21 protein-coding genes and 1 pseudogene are annotated in these 18,524 nt (G+C 64.9%); 12 read left to right on the plus strand and 10 right to left on the minus strand.

Annotated elements, in window-relative coordinates:
* Positions 1 to 107: 107 nt before the first annotated feature.
* The 7 genes and pseudogenes from ACRHIG_RS05840 to gcvA all read right to left on the minus strand — a co-directional run bounded on the left by ACRHIG_RS05840 (position 108) and on the right by gcvA (position 7,442).
* Positions 108 to 1,106 carry a LysR family transcriptional regulator gene (locus tag ACRHIG_RS05840; protein WP_489629631.1) on the minus strand — a complete coding sequence of 333 codons (999 nt, stop codon included), beginning with the start codon at positions 1,104 to 1,106 and terminating at the stop codon, positions 108 to 110.
* 31 nt (positions 1,107 to 1,137) lie between these two features.
* Positions 1,138 to 1,635, minus strand: coding sequence for a hypothetical protein (locus tag ACRHIG_RS05845; protein WP_489629632.1), 498 nt, complete (start codon positions 1,633 to 1,635; stop codon positions 1,138 to 1,140).
* A pseudogene (recQ, locus tag ACRHIG_RS05850) lies at positions 1,632 to 3,454 on the minus strand (DNA helicase RecQ). The gene ACRHIG_RS05845 and the pseudogene recQ overlap by 4 nt, the downstream one beginning before the upstream one ends.
* A 6-nt stretch (positions 3,455 to 3,460) precedes the next feature.
* Entirely contained in the window at positions 3,461 to 4,306 is an 846-nt protein-coding gene (locus ACRHIG_RS05855) for an undecaprenyl-diphosphate phosphatase (RefSeq protein WP_489629633.1), read from the minus strand.
* Between the two features lie 155 nt (positions 4,307 to 4,461).
* A complete protein-coding gene (locus tag ACRHIG_RS05860; protein WP_489629634.1) occupies positions 4,462 to 5,610 on the minus strand; it encodes an MFS transporter in 1,149 nt (382 codons plus the stop codon).
* Between the two features lie 33 nt (positions 5,611 to 5,643).
* On the minus strand, positions 5,644 to 6,414 hold the full coding sequence (locus ACRHIG_RS05865; protein ID WP_489629635.1) for a DeoR/GlpR family DNA-binding transcription regulator: 771 nt from the start codon (positions 6,412 to 6,414) through the stop codon (positions 5,644 to 5,646).
* 95 nt (positions 6,415 to 6,509) lie between these two features.
* A complete protein-coding gene (gcvA, locus tag ACRHIG_RS05870; protein ID WP_070220488.1) occupies positions 6,510 to 7,442 on the minus strand; it encodes a transcriptional regulator GcvA in 933 nt (310 codons plus the stop codon).
* A 224-nt stretch (positions 7,443 to 7,666) separates the two neighbouring features.
* Here gcvA and ACRHIG_RS05875 point away from each other — a divergent pair, with 224 nt between their 5' ends.
* The 7 genes from ACRHIG_RS05875 to ACRHIG_RS05905 all read left to right on the plus strand — a co-directional run bounded on the left by ACRHIG_RS05875 (position 7,667) and on the right by ACRHIG_RS05905 (position 12,095).
* The gene (locus ACRHIG_RS05875; RefSeq protein ID WP_489629636.1) at positions 7,667 to 8,440 is read left to right on the plus strand and encodes an SDR family NAD(P)-dependent oxidoreductase; all 774 of its coding nucleotides are present in this window, start codon (positions 7,667 to 7,669) and stop codon (positions 8,438 to 8,440) included.
* 60 nt (positions 8,441 to 8,500) lie between these two features.
* On the plus strand, positions 8,501 to 8,782 hold the full coding sequence (locus ACRHIG_RS05880; RefSeq protein WP_070220486.1) for a hypothetical protein: 282 nt from the start codon (positions 8,501 to 8,503) through the stop codon (positions 8,780 to 8,782).
* Positions 8,783 to 8,832: 50 nt separating this feature from the next.
* Positions 8,833 to 9,177, plus strand: coding sequence for a carboxymuconolactone decarboxylase family protein (locus tag ACRHIG_RS05885; RefSeq protein WP_070220483.1), 345 nt, complete (start codon positions 8,833 to 8,835; stop codon positions 9,175 to 9,177).
* Positions 9,178 to 9,257: 80 nt separating this feature from the next.
* Positions 9,258 to 9,968 (plus strand): cupin domain-containing protein, encoded by a 711-nt coding sequence (locus tag ACRHIG_RS05890; RefSeq protein WP_475417542.1) that lies wholly within the window; start codon positions 9,258 to 9,260, stop codon positions 9,966 to 9,968.
* The gene (locus ACRHIG_RS05895) at positions 9,929 to 10,273 is read left to right on the plus strand and encodes an FAD-dependent oxidoreductase (RefSeq protein WP_489629637.1); all 345 of its coding nucleotides are present in this window, start codon (positions 9,929 to 9,931) and stop codon (positions 10,271 to 10,273) included. The genes ACRHIG_RS05890 and ACRHIG_RS05895 overlap by 40 nt, the downstream gene beginning before the upstream one ends.
* Positions 10,234 to 11,040, plus strand: coding sequence for an FAD-dependent oxidoreductase (locus ACRHIG_RS05900; protein WP_489630751.1), 807 nt, complete (start codon positions 10,234 to 10,236; stop codon positions 11,038 to 11,040). The genes ACRHIG_RS05895 and ACRHIG_RS05900 overlap by 40 nt, the downstream gene beginning before the upstream one ends.
* A 26-nt stretch (positions 11,041 to 11,066) precedes the next feature.
* On the plus strand, positions 11,067 to 12,095 hold the full coding sequence (locus ACRHIG_RS05905; protein WP_489629638.1) for an alcohol dehydrogenase: 1,029 nt from the start codon (positions 11,067 to 11,069) through the stop codon (positions 12,093 to 12,095).
* Between the two features lie 9 nt (positions 12,096 to 12,104).
* Here ACRHIG_RS05905 and ACRHIG_RS05910 read toward each other — a convergent pair whose 3' ends face one another.
* A complete protein-coding gene (locus tag ACRHIG_RS05910) occupies positions 12,105 to 12,365 on the minus strand; it encodes a YkgJ family cysteine cluster protein (protein ID WP_489629639.1) in 261 nt (86 codons plus the stop codon).
* 137 nt (positions 12,366 to 12,502) lie between these two features.
* Positions 12,503 to 13,372, minus strand: a complete 870-nt coding sequence (locus ACRHIG_RS05915; RefSeq protein ID WP_489629640.1) for a head GIN domain-containing protein — start codon at positions 13,370 to 13,372, stop codon at positions 12,503 to 12,505.
* A 318-nt stretch (positions 13,373 to 13,690) separates the two neighbouring features.
* Here ACRHIG_RS05915 and ACRHIG_RS05920 point away from each other — a divergent pair, with 318 nt between their 5' ends.
* The 4 genes from ACRHIG_RS05920 (at position 13,691) to ACRHIG_RS05935 (ending at position 16,985) form a co-directional block, all read left to right on the plus strand.
* Positions 13,691 to 14,341, plus strand: a complete 651-nt coding sequence (locus tag ACRHIG_RS05920) for a TetR/AcrR family transcriptional regulator (protein ID WP_489629641.1) — start codon at positions 13,691 to 13,693, stop codon at positions 14,339 to 14,341.
* A 169-nt stretch (positions 14,342 to 14,510) separates the two neighbouring features.
* Positions 14,511 to 15,161: a protein-L-isoaspartate O-methyltransferase family protein gene (locus ACRHIG_RS05925; protein WP_475417537.1), complete on the plus strand. Its 651-nt coding sequence runs from the start codon at positions 14,511 to 14,513 to the stop codon at positions 15,159 to 15,161.
* Positions 15,162 to 15,174: 13 nt separating this feature from the next.
* Positions 15,175 to 15,498, plus strand: coding sequence for a rhodanese-like domain-containing protein (locus ACRHIG_RS05930; RefSeq protein WP_219132534.1), 324 nt, complete (start codon positions 15,175 to 15,177; stop codon positions 15,496 to 15,498).
* 146 nt (positions 15,499 to 15,644) lie between these two features.
* Positions 15,645 to 16,985 carry a TolC family outer membrane protein gene (locus ACRHIG_RS05935; RefSeq protein WP_475417536.1) on the plus strand — a complete coding sequence of 447 codons (1,341 nt, stop codon included), beginning with the start codon at positions 15,645 to 15,647 and terminating at the stop codon, positions 16,983 to 16,985.
* 68 nt (positions 16,986 to 17,053) lie between these two features.
* Here ACRHIG_RS05935 and ACRHIG_RS05940 read toward each other — a convergent pair whose 3' ends face one another.
* Complete coding sequence (locus tag ACRHIG_RS05940) at positions 17,054 to 17,521, minus strand: DMT family transporter (protein ID WP_489629642.1); 468 nt, start codon at positions 17,519 to 17,521, stop codon at positions 17,054 to 17,056.
* Positions 17,522 to 17,614: 93 nt separating this feature from the next.
* Here ACRHIG_RS05940 and ACRHIG_RS05945 point away from each other — a divergent pair, with 93 nt between their 5' ends.
* Complete coding sequence (locus ACRHIG_RS05945) at positions 17,615 to 18,520, plus strand: LysR substrate-binding domain-containing protein (protein WP_489629643.1); 906 nt, start codon at positions 17,615 to 17,617, stop codon at positions 18,518 to 18,520.
* The last annotated feature ends 4 nt before the right edge of the window (positions 18,521 to 18,524 follow it).

Genomic DNA, 18,524 nt, shown 5'->3' on the forward strand with positions numbered 1-18,524 from the left:
AAAAATGCTGTGGTAGGCGCAATCAATTGAGTTGCGCGCAGCGGAACCGCATCGTAGGCGATAGCCTCATGCCCCGGCCAATGCTTTGTGCGCATCCGGTTATGCATTTATTGCATAGATTGGGGGTCAGGATGGAATTGCGGTGAAGGCTGCGCGCCGGCGTTTTTTCCGCCGCGCGCGGCGCTTTCCTGCGACTGCACCAGGTATTGCCACAGGCTTTCGACGATCTGCTTGCCGGGGCGCAGGCTGGAGGGGCGTTCGCGGTACAAGCGGATTTCCAGCTCGATTTCCCAGCCTGGCGCGCCGCCGTCGGCGCGCGCCAGGTGCTTGTATTTGACGTCGCGCATGACGGCCGATTCGGGCAGGAAGGCGATGCCGCGTCCTTCCAGCGCCATCATTTTCAAGCCTTCGGCCATGTCCGTTTCGTAGCAGGTTTCCAGGAACAGGGGCGCCTTGGCATCGGCCAGCAGCAGTTCCACCATGCGCCCCAGGTAGGCGTTGCTGGTGTAGGAAAGGAAGGGCAGCGGCTCCTTGGCGCTGCCCGGCAGGACGAAATCCGGCACCTTGTCCTGGCCGCAGCGCGCATACGCACGCAGGGTTTCGCGGCCCATCACCAGCATGTCGTAGCGGCCCGGGTCCAGCTGCACCGGCTGGCGCGGATGGTGATAGCACAGCAGCAGGTCGCAGCCGCCGTCGACCAGTTGCAGCACGGCGTCGTGCACGTTCAGCGCCATCAGGCGGCTGTTGATGGGCGCGAAACCTTCTTCCAGCGCCGTCAGCCACTTCGGCATGAAGGTCAGCGACAGGGTGTGCGGCACGGCGAAATCGACGCTCGTTTGCGTGGCCGCGCGCTTGCCGCGCAACAGGGCGCGCACGCCGTTGATCTGCCCCAGCATTTCCAGCGCCTGCTCGTAGAACACGGCGCCGGCCGGCGTCAGGCGCGTGGGATACGAGGTGCGGTCGACCAGGTCGATGCCGAGCCAGTTTTCCAGCGACTGGATGCGCCGCGAGAATGCCGGCTGGGTGACGTGGCGCAGGGCCGCGGAACGGCTGAAATTATGCGTTTCAGCGAGCGAGATGAAGTCTTCCAGCCATTTGGTTTCCATCGCGGCGGCGTTCTCTTATCAAGGGCAGGGGCTAGGTGGCGTGGTCAGGGCGTATCGGGGCGGCCGCCGGCTGGTACAGGGCGGCGGGCAGGCCGAAGAAGGACGGCGGACCCAGGGTCGTGCCATCGAGCGAGCCGCCCGCGTTCAGTGCCTTGTTGATGGCCGACAGCAAGGAGCTGCGGTCGGCGAGATTTTTTATCAGGGCGCGCGGGCCGTTGTGGAAGGTATGCTGGGCGATATCCGCGGCGACGACAAAGATCGGTTCGCGGCGCAGGGGGAACTCCACCCATTCGCCGTCCTCGTCCTGCGCGCGGAACGTGTCGGGCAGGGTCATGTTGTCGGCGCCGGGAAGGTGCGCCGCCAGCACCAGGCCGAAGGCTTCAGGCACCACGTCGGCCAGGCGGCGCACGGTGAGCTCGTCCCGCACCAGGACACGTACTTGCGCTTCCACCGCGTCTTCTGCGTCGGGCTGGGCGCCGAGGATTTTCACGGCCTGATAGATCAGGTCGGACGAGAGTGCTTCCATCAAATCATCTCCAGGATCATGGCGACGATTTCGTCGCCGTACGAGGCCAGTTTTTCTCGCCCACGCCGCTCACGCCGCGCATCTGCTCGAGCGAGGTGGGTTTGGCCTTGGCGATTTCGCGCAGGGTGGCGTCGACGAAAATCACGTAGGCGGGCACGTTGTGCGTGCGCGCCGTTTCCACGCGCCACCAGCGCAGCTTGTCGAAGATCGCCTGCTCGCTGGTGGACAAATCCGTCTCGACATAGCCCTTCGCCACGCTGGTGCTGCGCTTGCTGGTCTTCACCGGTTTCTGGTATTGGCGCAGCTGCACCTTCTGGCCGCCCTTGAGCACGGGGCGCGAGGCGTCCGTCAGTTTCAGCGAGCTGTATTGTTCATGGTCGACCGAGACGAGGCCCAGCGCGATGGCCTGGCGCAAAATCGATTTCCATTCCGCTTCGCCCAGGTCCGAGCCGATGCCGAAGACGGACAGGGAATCGTGGTGCCAGGTCTTGATGCGTTCGGACTCCACGCCGCGCAGCACGTCGATCACGTGGCCGCCGGCGAAGCGCTGGTCGACGCGGTAGATGGCCGACAGCAGTTTTTGCACGGGCACCGTGCCGTCGAACGATACGGGCGGCACCAGGCAGGTGTCGCAATTGCCGCATGGCGAAGCCGGTTCGCCGAAGTATTCGAGCAGGCGCATGCGGCGGCAGCTGAGCGTTTCGCACAGGCCCAGCATGGCGTCGAGTTTCACGCCCAGCACGCGCTTGAAGGTGTCGTCCGCTTCGGATTCGTCGATCATGCGCCGCTGCAGCACCACGTCCTGCAAGCCGTACGCCATCCAGGCGTTGGCGGCCATGCCGTCGCGGCCCGCGCGCCCCGTTTCCTGGTAATAGCCCTCGATGCTTTTTGGCAGATCCAGATGCGCCACGAAGCGCACGTCGGGCTTGTCGATGCCCATGCCGAAGGCGATGGTGGCGACCATGACGATGTTTTCTTCGCGCAGGAAGCGCGCCTGGTTGGCGCTGCGCTTGGCGTACTCCATGCCGGCGTGATAGGGCAGGGCGCGGATGCCGCTTTGGTTCAAAAACTCCGCCGTCTCTTCGACTTTTTTGCGCGACAGGCAGTACACGATGCCGCAGTCGCCCGCGTGTTCCGTGTTGATGAAGTCGAGCAGCTGCTTGCGGCCGTTGGCCTTTTCCACGATCTGGTAGCGGATGTTCGGACGGTCGAAGGACGAGACGAACTGGCGCGCGTCTTCCAGCTGCAAACGCAGGGCGATTTCGGCGCGCGTCTGCGGGTCGGCCGTGGCCGTGAGCGCGATGCGCGGCACGTCCGGGAACTGCTCGTGCAGCACCGACAGCTTGATGTATTCGGGACGGAAGTCGTGGCCCCACTGGGCCACGCAATGCGCCTCGTCGATGGCGAACAGGGCGATCTTCGAGGCCTGGAACAGGTCCAGGCAGCGCTGCGTCATCAGGCGCTCGGGCGCCACGTAGACGACGTCGATGCCGCCCGTGCGCACCAGGCGCTCGATGCGGCTCGCTTCTTCGTAGGTTTGCGTGGAATTGAGGAAGGCGGCGCGCACGCCGACCTCTTCCAGCGCGTCGACCTGGTCCTGCATCAGCGCGATCAGCGGCGAGACGACGACGCCCACGCCATCGCGCAGCAGCGCGGGAATCTGGTAGCACAGCGACTTGCCGCCGCCCGTGGGCATCAGCACCAGCGCGTCGCCGCCATGGCTGACGTGGTCGACGATGTCGGCCTGCTGGCCGCGGAAGGCCGGGTAGCCGAAAACGGTTTGCAGCAGGTGCAGCGCGCGCTGGTTAAGATCTTGATTCATAGTGCCTTATTCTGCCCAAACAACCCAGCCGTAGTGGGCGCTGGCCAACACCAGCAGGCCGAACACGATGCGGTACCAGGCAAAAAACGTGAAGTCGTGCGAGCTGATATAGCGCAGCAGCCAGCGCACGCACAGGAAGGCGGAGATGAAGGCGGACACGGTGCCCAGGCCGAACAGGGGCACGTCGGTGGCCGACAGGATGTCGCGCGCTTTGTACAGCGAGTAGAAGGTGGCCGCCAGCAGGGTGGGGATGGCCAGGAAGAACGAGAATTCGGTGGCCGTCTTGCGCGACAGGCCCAGCAGCATGCCGCCGATGATGGTCGAGCCGGAACGGCTGGTGCCGGGAATCAGCGCGAACGCCTGCGCGCAGCCCACTTTCAAGGCGTCGAACGGCGTCATTTCATCGACCGAGTTGACGCGCACGGTGACGGGGTTGGTGCGCGCGCGGCGCTCGACCAGCAAAATCACGATGCCACCGATGATGAAGGCCATGGCGACCGGTACAGGCTTGAACAGCGCATGCTTGATCATCTTGCCTACGCCTAAGCCGATGATGGCCAGCGGCAGGAAGGCGATGGCCACGTTCAGCACGAACTTGCGCGATTTGGCTTCGCTGCCGAAGGTGGTCAGCACGCTGCCGATGCGCTGGCGGTATTCCCAGCACACGGCCAGGATGGCGCCGGCCTGGATGGCGATCTCGAAGACATCCATGACCTCTTTCGAGACATCCTTGGTAAAGTCGAGCAGGCTGCCGGCCAGGATCAGATGTCCCGTGGACGAAATAGGCAAGAATTCGGTGAAACCTTCGACCAGCCCCATGATGATGGCTTTTAACGCAAGAATGAGATCCATAGATGTATACAAGGGTGTAATTGACAGGATGGGGTGACCGCTTGGCGCCAGCAATGTGCGCGGGGTCGAAGCTTACCACGCCGCAGGCCTGCGGACCTTATTTGGACGCTGTCGGGCGGCGCTTTTTAGCGCCGTCCGACAGGCGGGAGGGACGATCAGGATGCCTGTTTTGCCGGCGCCACCAGGCGCGCGCTGGCGGCCACCAGCAGCAGGGCGGCGCCCAGCATGGCGAAGGCGATATTCAGACTGGTGGCGTGCGCCACGAAGCCGATCACGGCCGGTCCGGCCAGGATGCCCGCATAGCCGATGGTGGTGATGGCCGCCACGGCCAGGCTGGCCGGCATCGCATGCTGGTTGCCCGCCGCCGTAAACAGGATGGGCACGATGTTTGCCGCACCCAGGCCGATCAGCACGAAGCCGGCCATGGCCAGGCTGGCGTGCGGCGCCAGCACGGCCAGGAAGAAGCCGCTGGCCGCGCACAAGCCGCCGAAAGTAAGCACACGCTTGCCGCCAAAGCGGCTGACCACCTTGTCACCCGTGAAGCGGCCTATCGTCATGGCAATGGCGAAGGCGGCGTAGCCGAGGCCGCCCTTGGCTTCTTCCACGCCGCGCGTGGTGGTCAGGAACAGGGCGCTCCAGTCGAGAATCGCGCCTTCGGCCAGGAAGACGATAAAGCACAGCAAGCCGATGAAAATGACGGCGCCGTGCGGCATGACGAACAGCGGCGTCTTTTCGCCGGAAGCCGAGGCGGTCGGCAGCAAGTGGCCTTGCGCCGCACCCAGCACGCCGCACAGCAGCAGCATCACCACGCCACACGACCAGGCCGGCGTCAGGCCCAGCCACAGCAGCAGGGCCATGCAGGCCGCGCCGGCGAAACCGCCCACGCTGAACAAGGCATGAAAGCCCGACATCATGGCGCCGCCATTGGCTTTTTCGATGATCACGGCCTGGATATTGATGGCCACGTCGAACGTGCCCATGGCCGCGCCGAACACCAGCAGCACCATGCCCAGTTGCAGCGGGCTGGCGGCCAGCGCCAGGCCGGGCAGGATGGCGGTCAGCAGCAGACCTGCGGCGGCGATGACCTTGCGGCAGCCGAAGCGTGCCGTCAGCATGCCCGTAAACGGCATCGCGCACAGCGAGCCGGCGCCCAGGCACAGCAGCAAGACGCCGAGCGTCGCTTCATCGAGGCCCAGGCGCGACTTGGCGTAGGGGACCAGCGGGGCCCAGGCGGCCATGCCGAGGCCGGCGGCGAAGAAGACCAGGCGGGTGGCGCGTTGTTGCAGGGTGCCGGTGAGATGCATGGGGGAGCTTTTCAAGAGTCGGGGTGGATAAGATCAGGCGCGGGCGCGCAAAACTTGCACGCCCAGCCGTTCAAAGGCGGCCACATGGGCAGAGTCGGCATCGGCTTCCAGCACCAGGTGCTGCAGCAAGCCCGTGGCCAGCACGCCGAAGGGCGCGGCCGTGCCCAGCTTGTCGCTGGTGGCGGCCACCACCACGGCCTTGCTGGCGCCGGCGATGCTGCGCTTGAACTCGGCCTCGTCGTAGTTGAACGCCGTCACGCCCGCATCCGCATCGGCGCCGCAGGCACCGAGGAAGCACAAGTCGGGATGCATGCGCTCGACCGTGCGCAGCGCTTGCGGACCCAGGCTGGCACCGGCGCGGCGGTCGACCCGGCCGCCAGCCATGATCAGCTCGATTTCGGGACGCTCCATCAGGACCATGGCGATGGACGGCGCATTGGTGATGACAGTGAGCGCCAACTGCGGCAAGGCGCCGGCGATGGCAAGGTTGGTCGAGCCCGCATCGAGAAACAGCACCTGGCCCGCGCGCACGAGGGACACGGCGGCCTGCGCCAGGCGCGCCTTGCGTTCCGGCGCTTCCTGTTTGCGCTGCGTCAAGGTGCCGCCATCGGGCGCCAGCGGCAGGGCGCCGCCATACACGCGCTGGCACAGGCCGGCCGCCGCCATCTCGCGCAGATCGCGCCGTATCGTGTCTTCGGACACGTCGAGCTGGCGCGCCAGGTCCAGCGCCAGCACGCGGCCGTCGGCATGCAATTGTTGCTGGATCAGCGCGTGGCGTTGTTTGAGGAGCAGGGTGGCGGACATATAAACTTATAAACATGCAGGAATGTGCATGAATATACGCAAACGTGCAGACGCGGTCAATGCTTATCTGCGCGTCACGGCGGCCAACGGCTGGCTTACCGTGCAACCGCGGCGGCCTGCTTGCCTGCCTCTTCCAGCAGCCAGCCGCGAAAGGTCGCCAGGCGCGGCAGGCCTGCGGACTCCGGCCGGTAGACCACGTAGTAGGCCAGCGGCGAAAGAAAAGTCATCGCGCCGCACAGGCGTACCAGCCGCCCGGAGGCGATATCGTCATGCGCCATCACGCTGCGCGCCAGCGCCACGCCATGGCCCTCGGCCGCCGCCTGCAGCACCGCCGCCGAATTGTTGATCTTCATGCCGCGCGAGGCGGCGCTATCGCGCACGCCCGCCTTCTGCAGCCACGCTTCCCACGTTGGAAAATCGCCATGGCCATCCATCGACAGGTCGTGAATCAGCGTTTGCCGCGCCAGGTCGGCCGGCTGCCGCAATGGCGCATGCTGTTGCAGAAACGCGGGCGAACACACGGGATAGACTTCTTCATCCATCAATTTGTCGGCGCTCAGTCCCGGCCAGTTGCCGGTGCCGTAGCGCACGCCGATATCGATGCGTTGCGAGACGAAATCGACGGGCTTCAGACTGGTATCGAGCCGCACGTCGGTTTCCGGGCAGACCGATTGAAAGCGTTCAATCCGTGGCAACAGCCACTTGGCGGCGAAGGCGGGACTGACGGTCACCGTCAGCACCCCGTTGAGCGAACCTTCCTTGAGCCTTTCCAGACCCAGCAGCAAGCGGTCAAAGCCGGCGCGCAAATCCGGCAGCGCGCGCTCCGCGGCCTGCGTCGCCACCAGCCGCGTCTTGCCCGCCGTGTGCCGATGGAACAGCGGCGCGCCCAGCCAGTCTTCCAGGGCGCGCACCAACTGGCCCACGGCAGCGGGGCTGACGTTGAGTTCAGCGGCGGCGGCTGAAAAGCTCTGGTGGCGGGCGCTGGCTTCGAATGCCCGCAAGGCGTTCAGATGGATCGGTGTCTTCATGATTTTCTTCCATGGTGTCGCGTGATTGTGCGTCTCTGCGTGGCTATTTTAGTCACTCCGCAGCCGTACCACTAAAGATTTTCTTTCAATAACTGACATTTAATCTGGTTTGTTCCCGTTCGCCGCCAAGCGCAGAATGCATTGCATCGCGGCAGTACACAACTGCCCGGAAGTTTTTCTTCAACAGCGCCTGCCTGGACGGCGGGCATAGGAAAGGAATGAAAATGAGCAAGCAATTCGAAGGCAAGAAACTGCTGGTCGTGGGTGGCACCAGCGGCATGGGTCTGGCGACGGCACGCGTGGTGCTGGAGCAAGGCGGCAGCGCCGTGATCGTCGGCCACCGCGCAGAGAAAACCGAAGAGGCGCGCAAGGCATTGTCGGCGCTCGGCACGGTGTGGGCGGTGACCGCCGACCTGTCGAGCGACGCGGGCCTGGCTGCGCTGCTCAAAACGCTGGACGAACAGCATGCGGACATCGATCTGCTGGTCAACGCGGCCGGCGTGTTCTTCCCCAAACCTTTCCTCGAACACGGCGCCGCCGACTACGACCAGTATATGAATCTCAACAAGGCCTTGTTCTTCATCACGCAAAAGGTGGCCGCGCACCTGGTCGCCAGCGGACGCCCTGGGTCTATCGTCAACATCGGCTCGATGTGGGGCAAGCAGGCGATCGCCGCCACGCCATCGTCGGCGTATTCGATGGCCAAGGCCGGCCTGCACTCGCTGACCCAGCATCTGGCGATGGAACTGGCATCGAAGCAGATTCGCGTCAACGCCGTCTCGCCAGCCGTCGTGCAGACGCCGATCTACGAAGGTTTTATTCCGAAGGCGGAGGTCCATGAGGCGCTGCAGGGCTTCAACGGTTTCCACCCGATCGGCCGCGTGGGCACGCCGCAGGACGTGGCGGAAGTGGTGGCGTTTCTGCTGTCCGACAAGGCTGCCTGGGTGACCGGCGCGGTGTGGGACGTCGATGGCGGCGTGATGGCCGGCCGCAACTAAATACCTGGGGCAAGCCCGCCTTGCCCGCCTTTTCTTCACCTGATCATCAAGGAGCATCGCATGGCTTATCTGCAAATCACCCTCAAGATCGCCAACGCCAACCGCGCCGCGGCGGCTGGCGTCTATCAGCAGTACAAGGCGCCGTTCCTGGCCGGCATCGCGGGCGCGCAGTCGAAGCAATTGCTGATCCGCGAGGAAGACGTGCAAGTGCTGCATGGCTTCGACAGCGTGGGCAACGCCAATGCCTATCTGCAAAGCGCGCTGTTCAACAGCGACGTGGTGGTGGCGCTCACGCCGCTGCTGGACGCGGCGCCCGACGTGCGCATTTATACCGTGGCGTAAGCGGGCACCCGCCCGCTGCTACCTACTATTCCCTTTTTGGAGCAAAAATCATGATGCAAGACTGGAACACCTACCGCGACTCCCTGCTGGAAAAAGTCGGCGATTACGCCGCGCAGAGCCCCGACGTGATGCGCGGCGTGATGGCCATCGACGGCGCCGCCGCCAAGACCGGCCACCTGGCGCCGAAGATCCACGAACTGATCGCGCTGGCGGTGGCCATCACCACGCGTTGCGACGGCTGCATCTCGGTGCACACGAAGAAAGCGGTGGAAGCCGGTGCGACCCTGGAAGAAATTTCCGAAGCGCTCGGCGTGGCGATCGCGCTCAATACGGGCGCCGCGCTGACGTATTCGGCGCGCGTGATGGAAGCCTACCAACAGCTGCCGAAGCAGTAAGCGCGGGCCGCCGCCACCGCCGGCCAGGGCGCCATGCCGTGGCTGGCGCTGGCCGTTTTTTTCAACTCTGGAAGTTTGTCATGCTGATCAATGCCGATTTTTCGCGCCCCGTCATCCTGGCGCCGCACCAGTACCGCTGGGTCGCGTCGCCGCAGGGCGGCGTCGAGCGCATCATGCTCGATCGCATCGGCGCCGAGCAAGCGCGCGCAACGAGCATCGTGCGCTATGCGCCCGAATCCTTCTTCCCGCCGCATCGGCATCCGGGCGGCGAGGAAATCCTGGTCCTCGACGGCACGTTTTCCGAAGACGGCGTGGATTATCCCGCCGGCTGGTATTTGCGCAATCCGCCCGGCTCCAGCCATCGGCCGTCGAGCGGCGCGGGGGCGGTGATCTTCGTCAAGTTGCAGCAGATGCAGCCGCGCGAACAGCGCCACGTCCGCATCGACACCCGTGACCCCGCCAACTGGCGCGAGCAGCGGGGGCGGGCCGTCTGTCCGTTGTTCGACGATGCTGCCGAGCAGGTCAGCCTGCAGCGGCTGATGCCGCATGAAGCCTTGCTGGCCGAGGCAGGCGGCGGCCAGGAACTGCTGGTGCTCGAGGGCGAGGTGCACGCACGCCAGCATGCCTGCGCGCCGCGCAGTTGGATGCGCCTGCCTGCCGGCACCTTGCCCGCCATCGTTGCCGGTGCGCAGGGAGCCACCGTTTACCTGAAAGTCCGGCATGTGGCGGACACGACTTTGAAAGGATCAGCATGCAACACGCACGCATCATCATTATCGGCGCCGGCCTGAGCGGCCTGTACGCGGCCCACTTGCTGGAGCGGCTGGGCGTGGCCAATGTCGTCGTGCTCGAAGCGCGCGATTTCATCGGCGGGCGTATCGCCGGCATGCAGGCAGCTGGCGGCAGCGACCGCTTCGACCTGGGCCCGGCCTGGTTCTGGCCCGAGCAGCAGTGCGCGCTGCACCAGCTGGTCGACGGGCTGGGGCTGCAGCGCTTCGCCCAGTACGACCAGGGCGATATGCTGTACCAGCGCGCCGCGGGGAGGCGCCGGTGCGCATGCGCACGTACGCGAGCGCGCCGCCATCGATGCGCCTGATTGGCGGCATGAATGCGCTGACCGATGCCTTGCGCGGCACCTTGCGCAGCACGCGCATCGTCACCGGACAACAGGTGCTGCGCCTGCGCCATGCGGCCGAGCACGTCGAAGTGGCGAGCGCGGATGCGGCGGGCGCCGTCACCGCGTGGCGCGCCGGCCACGTGTTGCTGGCATTGCCGCCGCGCCTGGCTGCCGCCGGTATCGCGTACGAGCCGGCCCTGCCTGCGGCGCTGGCGCGCGGGTGGACCGCCACCGCCACCTGGATGGCGCCCCATGCGAAGTACGTCGCCGTCTACGAGCGGCCGTTCTGGCGCGAACAGGGCTTGTCCGGTTCGGCGCGCAGCCAGAGCGGGCCGCTGGGCGAGATCCATGATGCCTCGATGCCGGGCGGCAGCGCTGCCCTGTTTGGTTTCCTGGCCGTGCCGGCACGCACGCGCCAGCGCCTGGACGATGGGATCTTGCTGGCGCATTGCCGGGCCCAGCTGGTACGGCTGTTCGGCCCGCAAGCGGCCGCGCCGCGCACCGATGCCATCAAGGACTGGTCGCAGGATGCGCTGACCGCCACCGCCGCCGACCTCGACGCCGGCGGCGAGCACGGTCACGCCCCGGCAGCGGCGCCTGCGGCCGGTCCCTGGCAGGGCCGCCTGACGGCCATCGCCAGCGAATGGTCGCCGCGCTTTCCCGGCTATCTGGCCGGCGCGGTCGAGGCGGCCGCTCTGGGCGTGCAAGCCTGGCAAGCGGCGCAGCAGCGCCCGGCGATTCCGTGACTTAACTCAATGAAGGAGAAATGAAGATGAAAACAACTTACCGCGCCATGCAAGTGAGCCGCCCCGGCGTGCTGGAACTGGTCGAGCGCGCCACGCCGCTGCCCGGCGTGGGCGAAGTCTTGATTGCCGTCGAAGCCTGCGGCATCTGCGGCGCCGACAGCGCCGATATCGACGGCGCCGACCCGGCGCTGCAGCCGCCGCGCGTGCCCGGTCACGAGGTGGTCGGGCGCATCGTCGCGCTGGGCGAACACACGCCGGGCATCTGGCAAATCGGCCAGCGCGTCGGCGTCGGCCGTCTGGGCGGCCACTGCAACGCCTGCCCGCCCTGCCGCCAAGGCCGTTTCCAGTTATGTCAGGACCAGCCGTTCGTGGGCGCCAGCCGCGACGGCGGCTATGCCGAGATGATGCTGGCGCGCGTCACCGGCCTGGTATCGATTCCCGGGCAGCTCGATGCGGAAGAGGCGGCGCCCGTCCTGTGCGCGGGCCTTGCCACCTTCAATGCGCTCAAGAAGAGCGGGGCGCAGGCGGGCGATACGGTCGCCATCCTGGGCATCGGCGGCCTGGGACATATGGCCTTGCAGTATGCGCGCCGCATGGGCTTCAAGGTGGTGGCGATCGGGCGCGGCGGCGATATTGCGCAGGATGCGCTGGAGCTGGGCGCGCACGTGTATGTCGACAGCTTGGCCGAGGATGCGGCCGCCGTGCTGCAAGCGCATGGCGGGGCGCAGGCGGTCATCACCACCGTTTCTAGCGCGGCGGCCGTGACGGCGCTGATGGATGGCCTGGCGCCAGCCGGACGGCTGGTCGTGCTGGGCGCGGGCAAGGATCCGCTGCTCGTGTCTTCCGGTAAATTGGTGGTGGGCGAACGCGGCGTGCTCGGCTCGATCACCGGCACGCCGTATGACAATGAAAAGACGCTTGCTTTCAGCGTGCTGGCCGGCGTGCGTCCGCATATCGTAACCATGCCGCTGGAACGTGCGGCCGAAGCCTATCAGCGCATGCAGTCCGGGGACGTCAAGTTCCGCATGGTGCTGACCATGTTGCCGAAGGCCTAGGCATTCTCTTCAAGTCTGCGGCGCCGTTGCCTGCTCCAGGTCGTCGAGCCAGCTTATCGCCTGTTCGCGGCTGGCGCCGCACATCTCTGCCGACGGCTGCAATCCTGCGCAGAACGCCGGCCGTTCCGGCTGTCCGAAAATGCGGCAGCGGCTATCGTCTCCCAGCTGCACGCAGCGGACACCAGCGGGTTTCCCGTTCGGCATGCCCGGTATCGGACTGGTGATGGAGGGAGCGATGCAGCACGCTCCGCAGTGGTCGCGGCAGTTCATGGTTATTCTTTAGTGGACGACCAGCTTGCCATCCGGCTGCCAGGGAGCAGGCGCAGGACGGCATGGCGATGGCTGGAAAGGGATCAGGGGCCGACAGTATAGCAAGTCGGCGCGGCCTGCCGCTTCCCGCCGCTTGCCTAGCGCACGATGCTGACGCGCTTGCCCGACAGGGTGCGGCGGGCCGGATCGCCATGCACGGTGATACGGCCGGAACCGCTGGCGCGGGCGTTGACTTCATTCTGCACGGTGACGTCGACGTCGCCGGAACCGTTGCTCGCCAGATAGGCAACGTCGCTGCGCAGGGAGGCCAGGTTGATGTCGCCCGAGCCATTCACGTTGGCGTCGAGGCGCTGCACGGCGCCGCTGGCGCTGATGCTGCCCGAGCCGTTGACGGCCACGTTGATGCGTTCGCCGCGCACGCTGCCCAGCTGGATACTGCCCGAACCGTTTTGCACCGCGTCCGTGTTGCCGCTGGCGAGGGCGGCCGCGTTGATGCTGCCCGAGCCATTGTTGGCCACGTCGAGGCGCCCCACCGTGCCCGACAATTCGCTCTTCATCGCACCGCGCTGCTCCAGGCTGAAATCGTCGCCATTGAAACCGCTGGCCACCAGGCGGCCCGAGCCGGAAATGGTGATCTTCCTCAATTGCGGCGTTGTGTAGATGACGTGGATGCCATTGCCGCTGCGAATGTTGCTGTCACTCCAGATGCGCAGGGTATTGCCGCTCACTTCGCTATGGATGCGCGGCTGCAGGTTGCTGTCCGCTTCGATCACCAGCGACGTTGCCGGCCCCACGCGCACGTCGATTTTCATATCGATGCGCTTCATGCTGTCGATGTCGAGCGTGTTGATGTTGCCGACCTGGCGCACGTCGCGGCTCATTTGCTCGTTGCCCTGGATGGCATTGCCGCCCGAGTCCGCATGGCGCACTTCGCCATCGTTGGGATTGATGACGATGGCGCAACCGCCGAGGGCAACGGCACAGCACAGGGCCAGCAAGGTACGCATGGTGTTTCCTTTATGATTGTTTTAGGTCAGGACAAGAAATAAGCCGGCTGCCGCGCCGCGGCTGCCGTGCTGTCGATGCCAAGATAGCAAAGCGCCTGTCATTGCTGAACGCCAATGCGATGAACTGCGTAAAACGGGGGCTGAAACGCATTCTGGTTCACCCAGCGCCATGGGGCAGGTGCCAGAGGAGGTGTCGCCAACGCCGGCACGGAGCGTACAATACCCGTGTTCGGCGTTCCGGGCGATGCTCCGCGCTTGACCTTGCCGATAGACAGGGCTACTATTAATGACTCAAAAGTAAGTTATTTGGAAAGATACATGCAAGCCCCGATTGATACCAAGCCCCGCTGGGAGCGGCGCAAGGATGCCCGCCCGCAGGAACTGCTCGCCGCCGCCCTCGACCTGTTTGTCGAACGGGGCTTCGCATCGACGCGCCTGGAGGATGTGGCCAAGCGGGCCGGCGTGTCGAAAGGCACCCTGTACCTGTACTTTGAGAATAAGCAAGAGCTGTTCAAGGCCGTGGTGCGCGACAATATCGTGCAGTCGATCGGCGAGGCGGAAGACAGCATGGCCGCTTCGGACAGCACCAGCGCTGAATTGTTGCGCAAGGTGATGATGCAGTGGTGGGAAGAATTCGGCGCCACCAAACTGGCCGGATTGACCAAGCTGATGCTGGCCGAAGCGAACAATTTCCCGGAACTGGCGCAGTTTTACAACGAAGAAGTCGTCACGCGCGGCAATGCGCTGATCGTCAGCCTGCTGGAACGGGGCATGCAGCGCGGCGAATTCCGCCAGATCGATCCCGTGCTGGTCAGCACCATCCTCAGCGCGCCCGTCACCATGCTCATGATGTGGACGCACTCCTTCGTGCCGTGCGAGGTCAAGAATATCGACCCGCTCGCCTATATGGACGCCTTTATCGACATGAGCGTGCGCAGCCTGCAGGCGGAGGCGCCCGGGAAAAGCTGATGCACCGGGCCTGGCTACTACCGTTCAGTTACCCCTTTTCCAAGGTTCGCCCCCCAAATCTGCAGATCGTCGCAAATTTCCTCCATTCCCCGCCTTTATGGTTAACATGTGCTTTCAGCCAGTTCAACGATAAAATGGCGGATTATTACTTCACTTACCGAGTCCAAAGATGAATATCGAACAAGCCCGCTTCAATATGATCGAACAGCAGATCCGTCCATGGGACGTACTGGATATCGACGTGCTGGAGTTGTTGAACGTGGTCAAGCGTGAAGATTTCGTGCCCGCCGCCTATAAAAACCTGGCCTTCGTCGACACCGAAATTCCACTGGGCGGCGGCGAATGCATGTTCACGCCAAAGCTGGAAGCGCGCATTTTGCAGGACGTAGCCGTCAAGAAGCATGAAAATGTGCTGGAAATCGGCACCGGCAGCGGCTACATGGCCGCTTTGCTGGCGCACAAGGCGCGTCACGTGACGAGCGTGGAAATCGTTCCCCAATTGAAAACCCTGGCCGAGCAGAACCTGGCTGCCAACGGCGTGACCAACGTGACCGTGGAACTGGGCGACGGCGCCCAGGGCTGGAGCAAGGGTGCGCCATACGACGTGATCGTCGTGTCCGGCGCCCTGGCCGTGCTGCCGGAAGCGTTGTTGCAACAAGTCAAAGTCGGCGGCCGCATCCTGGCCATCATCGGCGAAGCGCCGATCATGTCGGCGCATTTGATCACGCGCAGCTCGGACAAGGCCTACGACACGCGCAAGCTGTTTGAAACCAATGTCCCGCCGCTGCAAGCCGTGGCGCCGTCGCATTTCCAGTTCTGAGGCGACCGATTCGATGGAGCATTTGAGTGCACCGCAGCTGGCCGCCTGGCTGGCTGACCCTTCCCGCCCCCGTCCTGTTTTGCTGGACGTGCGGGAGCAGTGGGAGTTCGACCTGTGCCACCTCGACGGTGCCACCTTGATGCAGATGAACTCGATTCCTGCGCGCATCGATGACCTCGATGAAGACGCCGAGATCGTCTGCATCTGCCATCACGGCATGCGCAGCATGCAAGTGGCGGCCTTCCTGGAACGCAATGGTTTTGGCAAGATCAGTAATTTGACGGGCGGCGTGCATGCCTGGGCGCTGCAAGTCGACAGCGCCATGCCGAAATACTAAGTTAATTCGCAGTAGATGCACTTCCAGGCATGTTTTTGTGCATGCCTGCGGAGGCCTGTACCCCGCTCCTGCCGGCGCGGCCGCCAGGCAGGCTGTAACCGATTTTTGATTCCATCAACTTTTGACGACTCCAACGGAGAAATGCAATGCGGAAACCCCTTATCGCCGTGCTGATGACCAGCGCCTTTGTCTCGATGACATGCTCGCTGCAAGCACAGGCGGCCGATCTCATCCAGGTGTACCAGCAGGCGCTGGCCAATGACGCGCAGTACGCCAGCGCGCGCGCGGCCCTGTCTGCCGGGATGGAGCGGGTGCCGCAGGGGCTGGCAGGCTTGCTGCCGCAAATCTCCGCGTCGGGCAGCAATACGCGTGGCAACCAGGAGCAGATTCTGCAGAACGCGGGCGGCAACAAGATCACCTCGCCGTCCGTGAACGTGCGCACGAACAGCTACAACCTGACCCTGGCGCAGCCGCTGTTCCGCTGGGACCGCTGGGAAACCTACCAGCAAAGCAAGCTGGCGCAGGCGATTGCTGAAGCGCAATTTGCGCAAGTCCAGCAAGACTTGATCACGCGCGTGGCGCAGGCGTATTTCGACGTGCTCAGCGCACAGGACAACCTGGGCGCCACGCAGGCGCAAAAAGTCGCCACGACGGAGCAGCTGGCATCGGCCAAGCGCAACTTCGAAGTCGGCACGCAAACGATTACCGACACGCACGAAGCGCAAGCGGCCTACGACCTGGTGGTGGCGCAGGAATTTGCCGCCATCAATGACCTGGCCAACAAGCGCAGCGCCCTGCAAACCATCATCGGCGAAGCGCCGACCTCGCTGGCGCCGATGCGCGCGGGCGTGGTCATCAGCGCGCCGGAACCGGCTGCCATCGAACCGTGGGTGAGCTCGGCGGAAGAGCAGAACTACAGCGTCGTCACGGCCCAGTTCAACGTGGAATCGGCCAAGCGCGACATCGGCCGCAACCGTGCCGGCCACTACCCGACGCTGGACCTGATCGCCAACGCGGGCCATACCTACACCTCGGGTGGCGGCAATGGCAGCGGCAATAACAACAACGCCATCGGCGTGCAGTGGAGCATCCCCATCTTCAGCGGCTTTGCCGTGACGAGCAAGGTGCGCGAATCGATCGCGCTGGAAAACAAGGCCCGCAACGACCTGGAAACGGCACGCCGCGCGGCATCGCAAGGCGCGCGCCAGGCCTTCCTGGGCGTCAATAGCGGCCTGGCGCAAGTCAAGGCGCTGGAAGCGGCGGAAGTGTCGAGCAAGTCGGCGCTGGAGTCGAACCAGCTCGGCTATCAAGTGGGCGTGCGCATCAATATCGACGTCTTGAACGCGCAGAAACAATTGTTCTCGACGCAAAAAGACCTGTCGAAAGCCCGCTACGACACCATCATGAACGGCTTGCGCCTGAAGGCGGCGGCCGGCACCCTGAAGGAAACGGACTTGATGCCCGTCAATGCCTTGCTCGACAAGTAAGCGCGCTCTTGCTCTACATGAAAACCAGCATCGGCAGCGGCGCTGGTTTTTTTCGTCTGGCGGTCTTGTCACGCGGCGCGGCTGTTGGCGAACTGGGTCAGCACGACACCAGCCACCACCAAGCCAGCGCCGGCCCAGTGCAGCGGAGAAATATGCTTCACGGTAAAACCCAGCAAGCCGTAGCGGTCGATGGCCAGCGCGGCCAGCATCTGCCCGCCGATGACGGCCGCCATGAAGGGGCCGGAACCCATGCGCGGCGCCAGCATCAGCGCGGCCGTAATATAAAACACGCCGGCCGCGCCGCCGAGCCAGGACCAGCCCGGTCCGCGCATGGCGAGGTGGAGATCGGGCGCGGGCACCCGCCAGGCCAGCATCACCAGTAAAGCAAGCACGGCGCTGACGGCCAGCGAGGCGAGCGTGGCCCACAGCGGGTGGCCCAGGTTGCGGCCCAGCGCCGCATTCGCGCCCGCCTGGAAGGGGACGACGGCGCCGGCCAGCATGGCCAGCGGGGCAAACAAGGTGATCCATCCGTGCATGTGCGACTCCCTGCGTGTTGAGTTGATGGCATCATCGTATTATGCTGTCATGATTAAATCCAATTCGTATTTTGTCATTAAACTATGCACCAAATGAATAATTTGCGGGCCGTCGATTTGAACTTGCTGGTGATCCTGGACGCGCTGCTGAGCGAGCGCCATTTGTCGCGCGCGGCCGAACGCCTGCACATGAGCCAGCCTGCCGTCAGCCATGCGCTGGCGCGCCTGCGCCATCTGCTCGATGATCCGCTGCTGCTGCGCGGCAAGGGCGGTTTCCAGCCGACGGCGCGCGCCCTGGCGCTGGCGCGGCCCCTGGCTGAAGCCTTGCAGAGCGTGCGCTCGGTGCTGGGCGGCGCCGTCTTCGAGGCGGCCACGGCGCAGCGCGTGTTTCGCCTGGCCATGTCGGATTACGGCGCGGCGCTGATCTTGCCCGCTTTGCTGCGGCGTTTGCGCGTGGAAGCGCCCGGCATCGACGTGGCCGTCAGCTATGCCAGCCGCCAAGCCGTGGTGGCTGGCGTGCAGGATGGCGATATCGACCTGGCGCTGGGCGTGTTCCCGCAACTGCCTGAGCAGTTGCACAGGGAAACCTTATTCGAGGAAACGTTCGTGTGCGCGCTCGATCCGGCCAGCCTGGCGCCGGGCGAGTCCTTGAGCTTGCAGACCTATCTGGCGCGCCCCCACGTGCTGGTGGCATCCGGCGAAGGCGGCATGGCGGCCGAAGTCGATGCGGCGCTGGCGCAACTGGGCCAGGCGCGCCGCATCGCCGTACGCGTGCCGTACTGGACGGTCGCACCGGAGGTGGTGATGGGGACGGATTTGATCCTGACGGTGGCGCGGCGCGCCGTGCAGGGCAGCGCCGCGCAAGGGCTGACGCTGTGCTCCGCGCCGTTTGCCATCGCACCGTTTGCGTTTGAAGCGATACGGCACCGCCGCACGGACGGCGATGCGGGCATCGCCTGGCTGCGCGCGGCCATTGCAACGGCCGCGCAGCCAGGCTGAGGAA

The sequence above is a fragment of the Janthinobacterium sp. C22 genome (genome assembly GCF_057919405.1).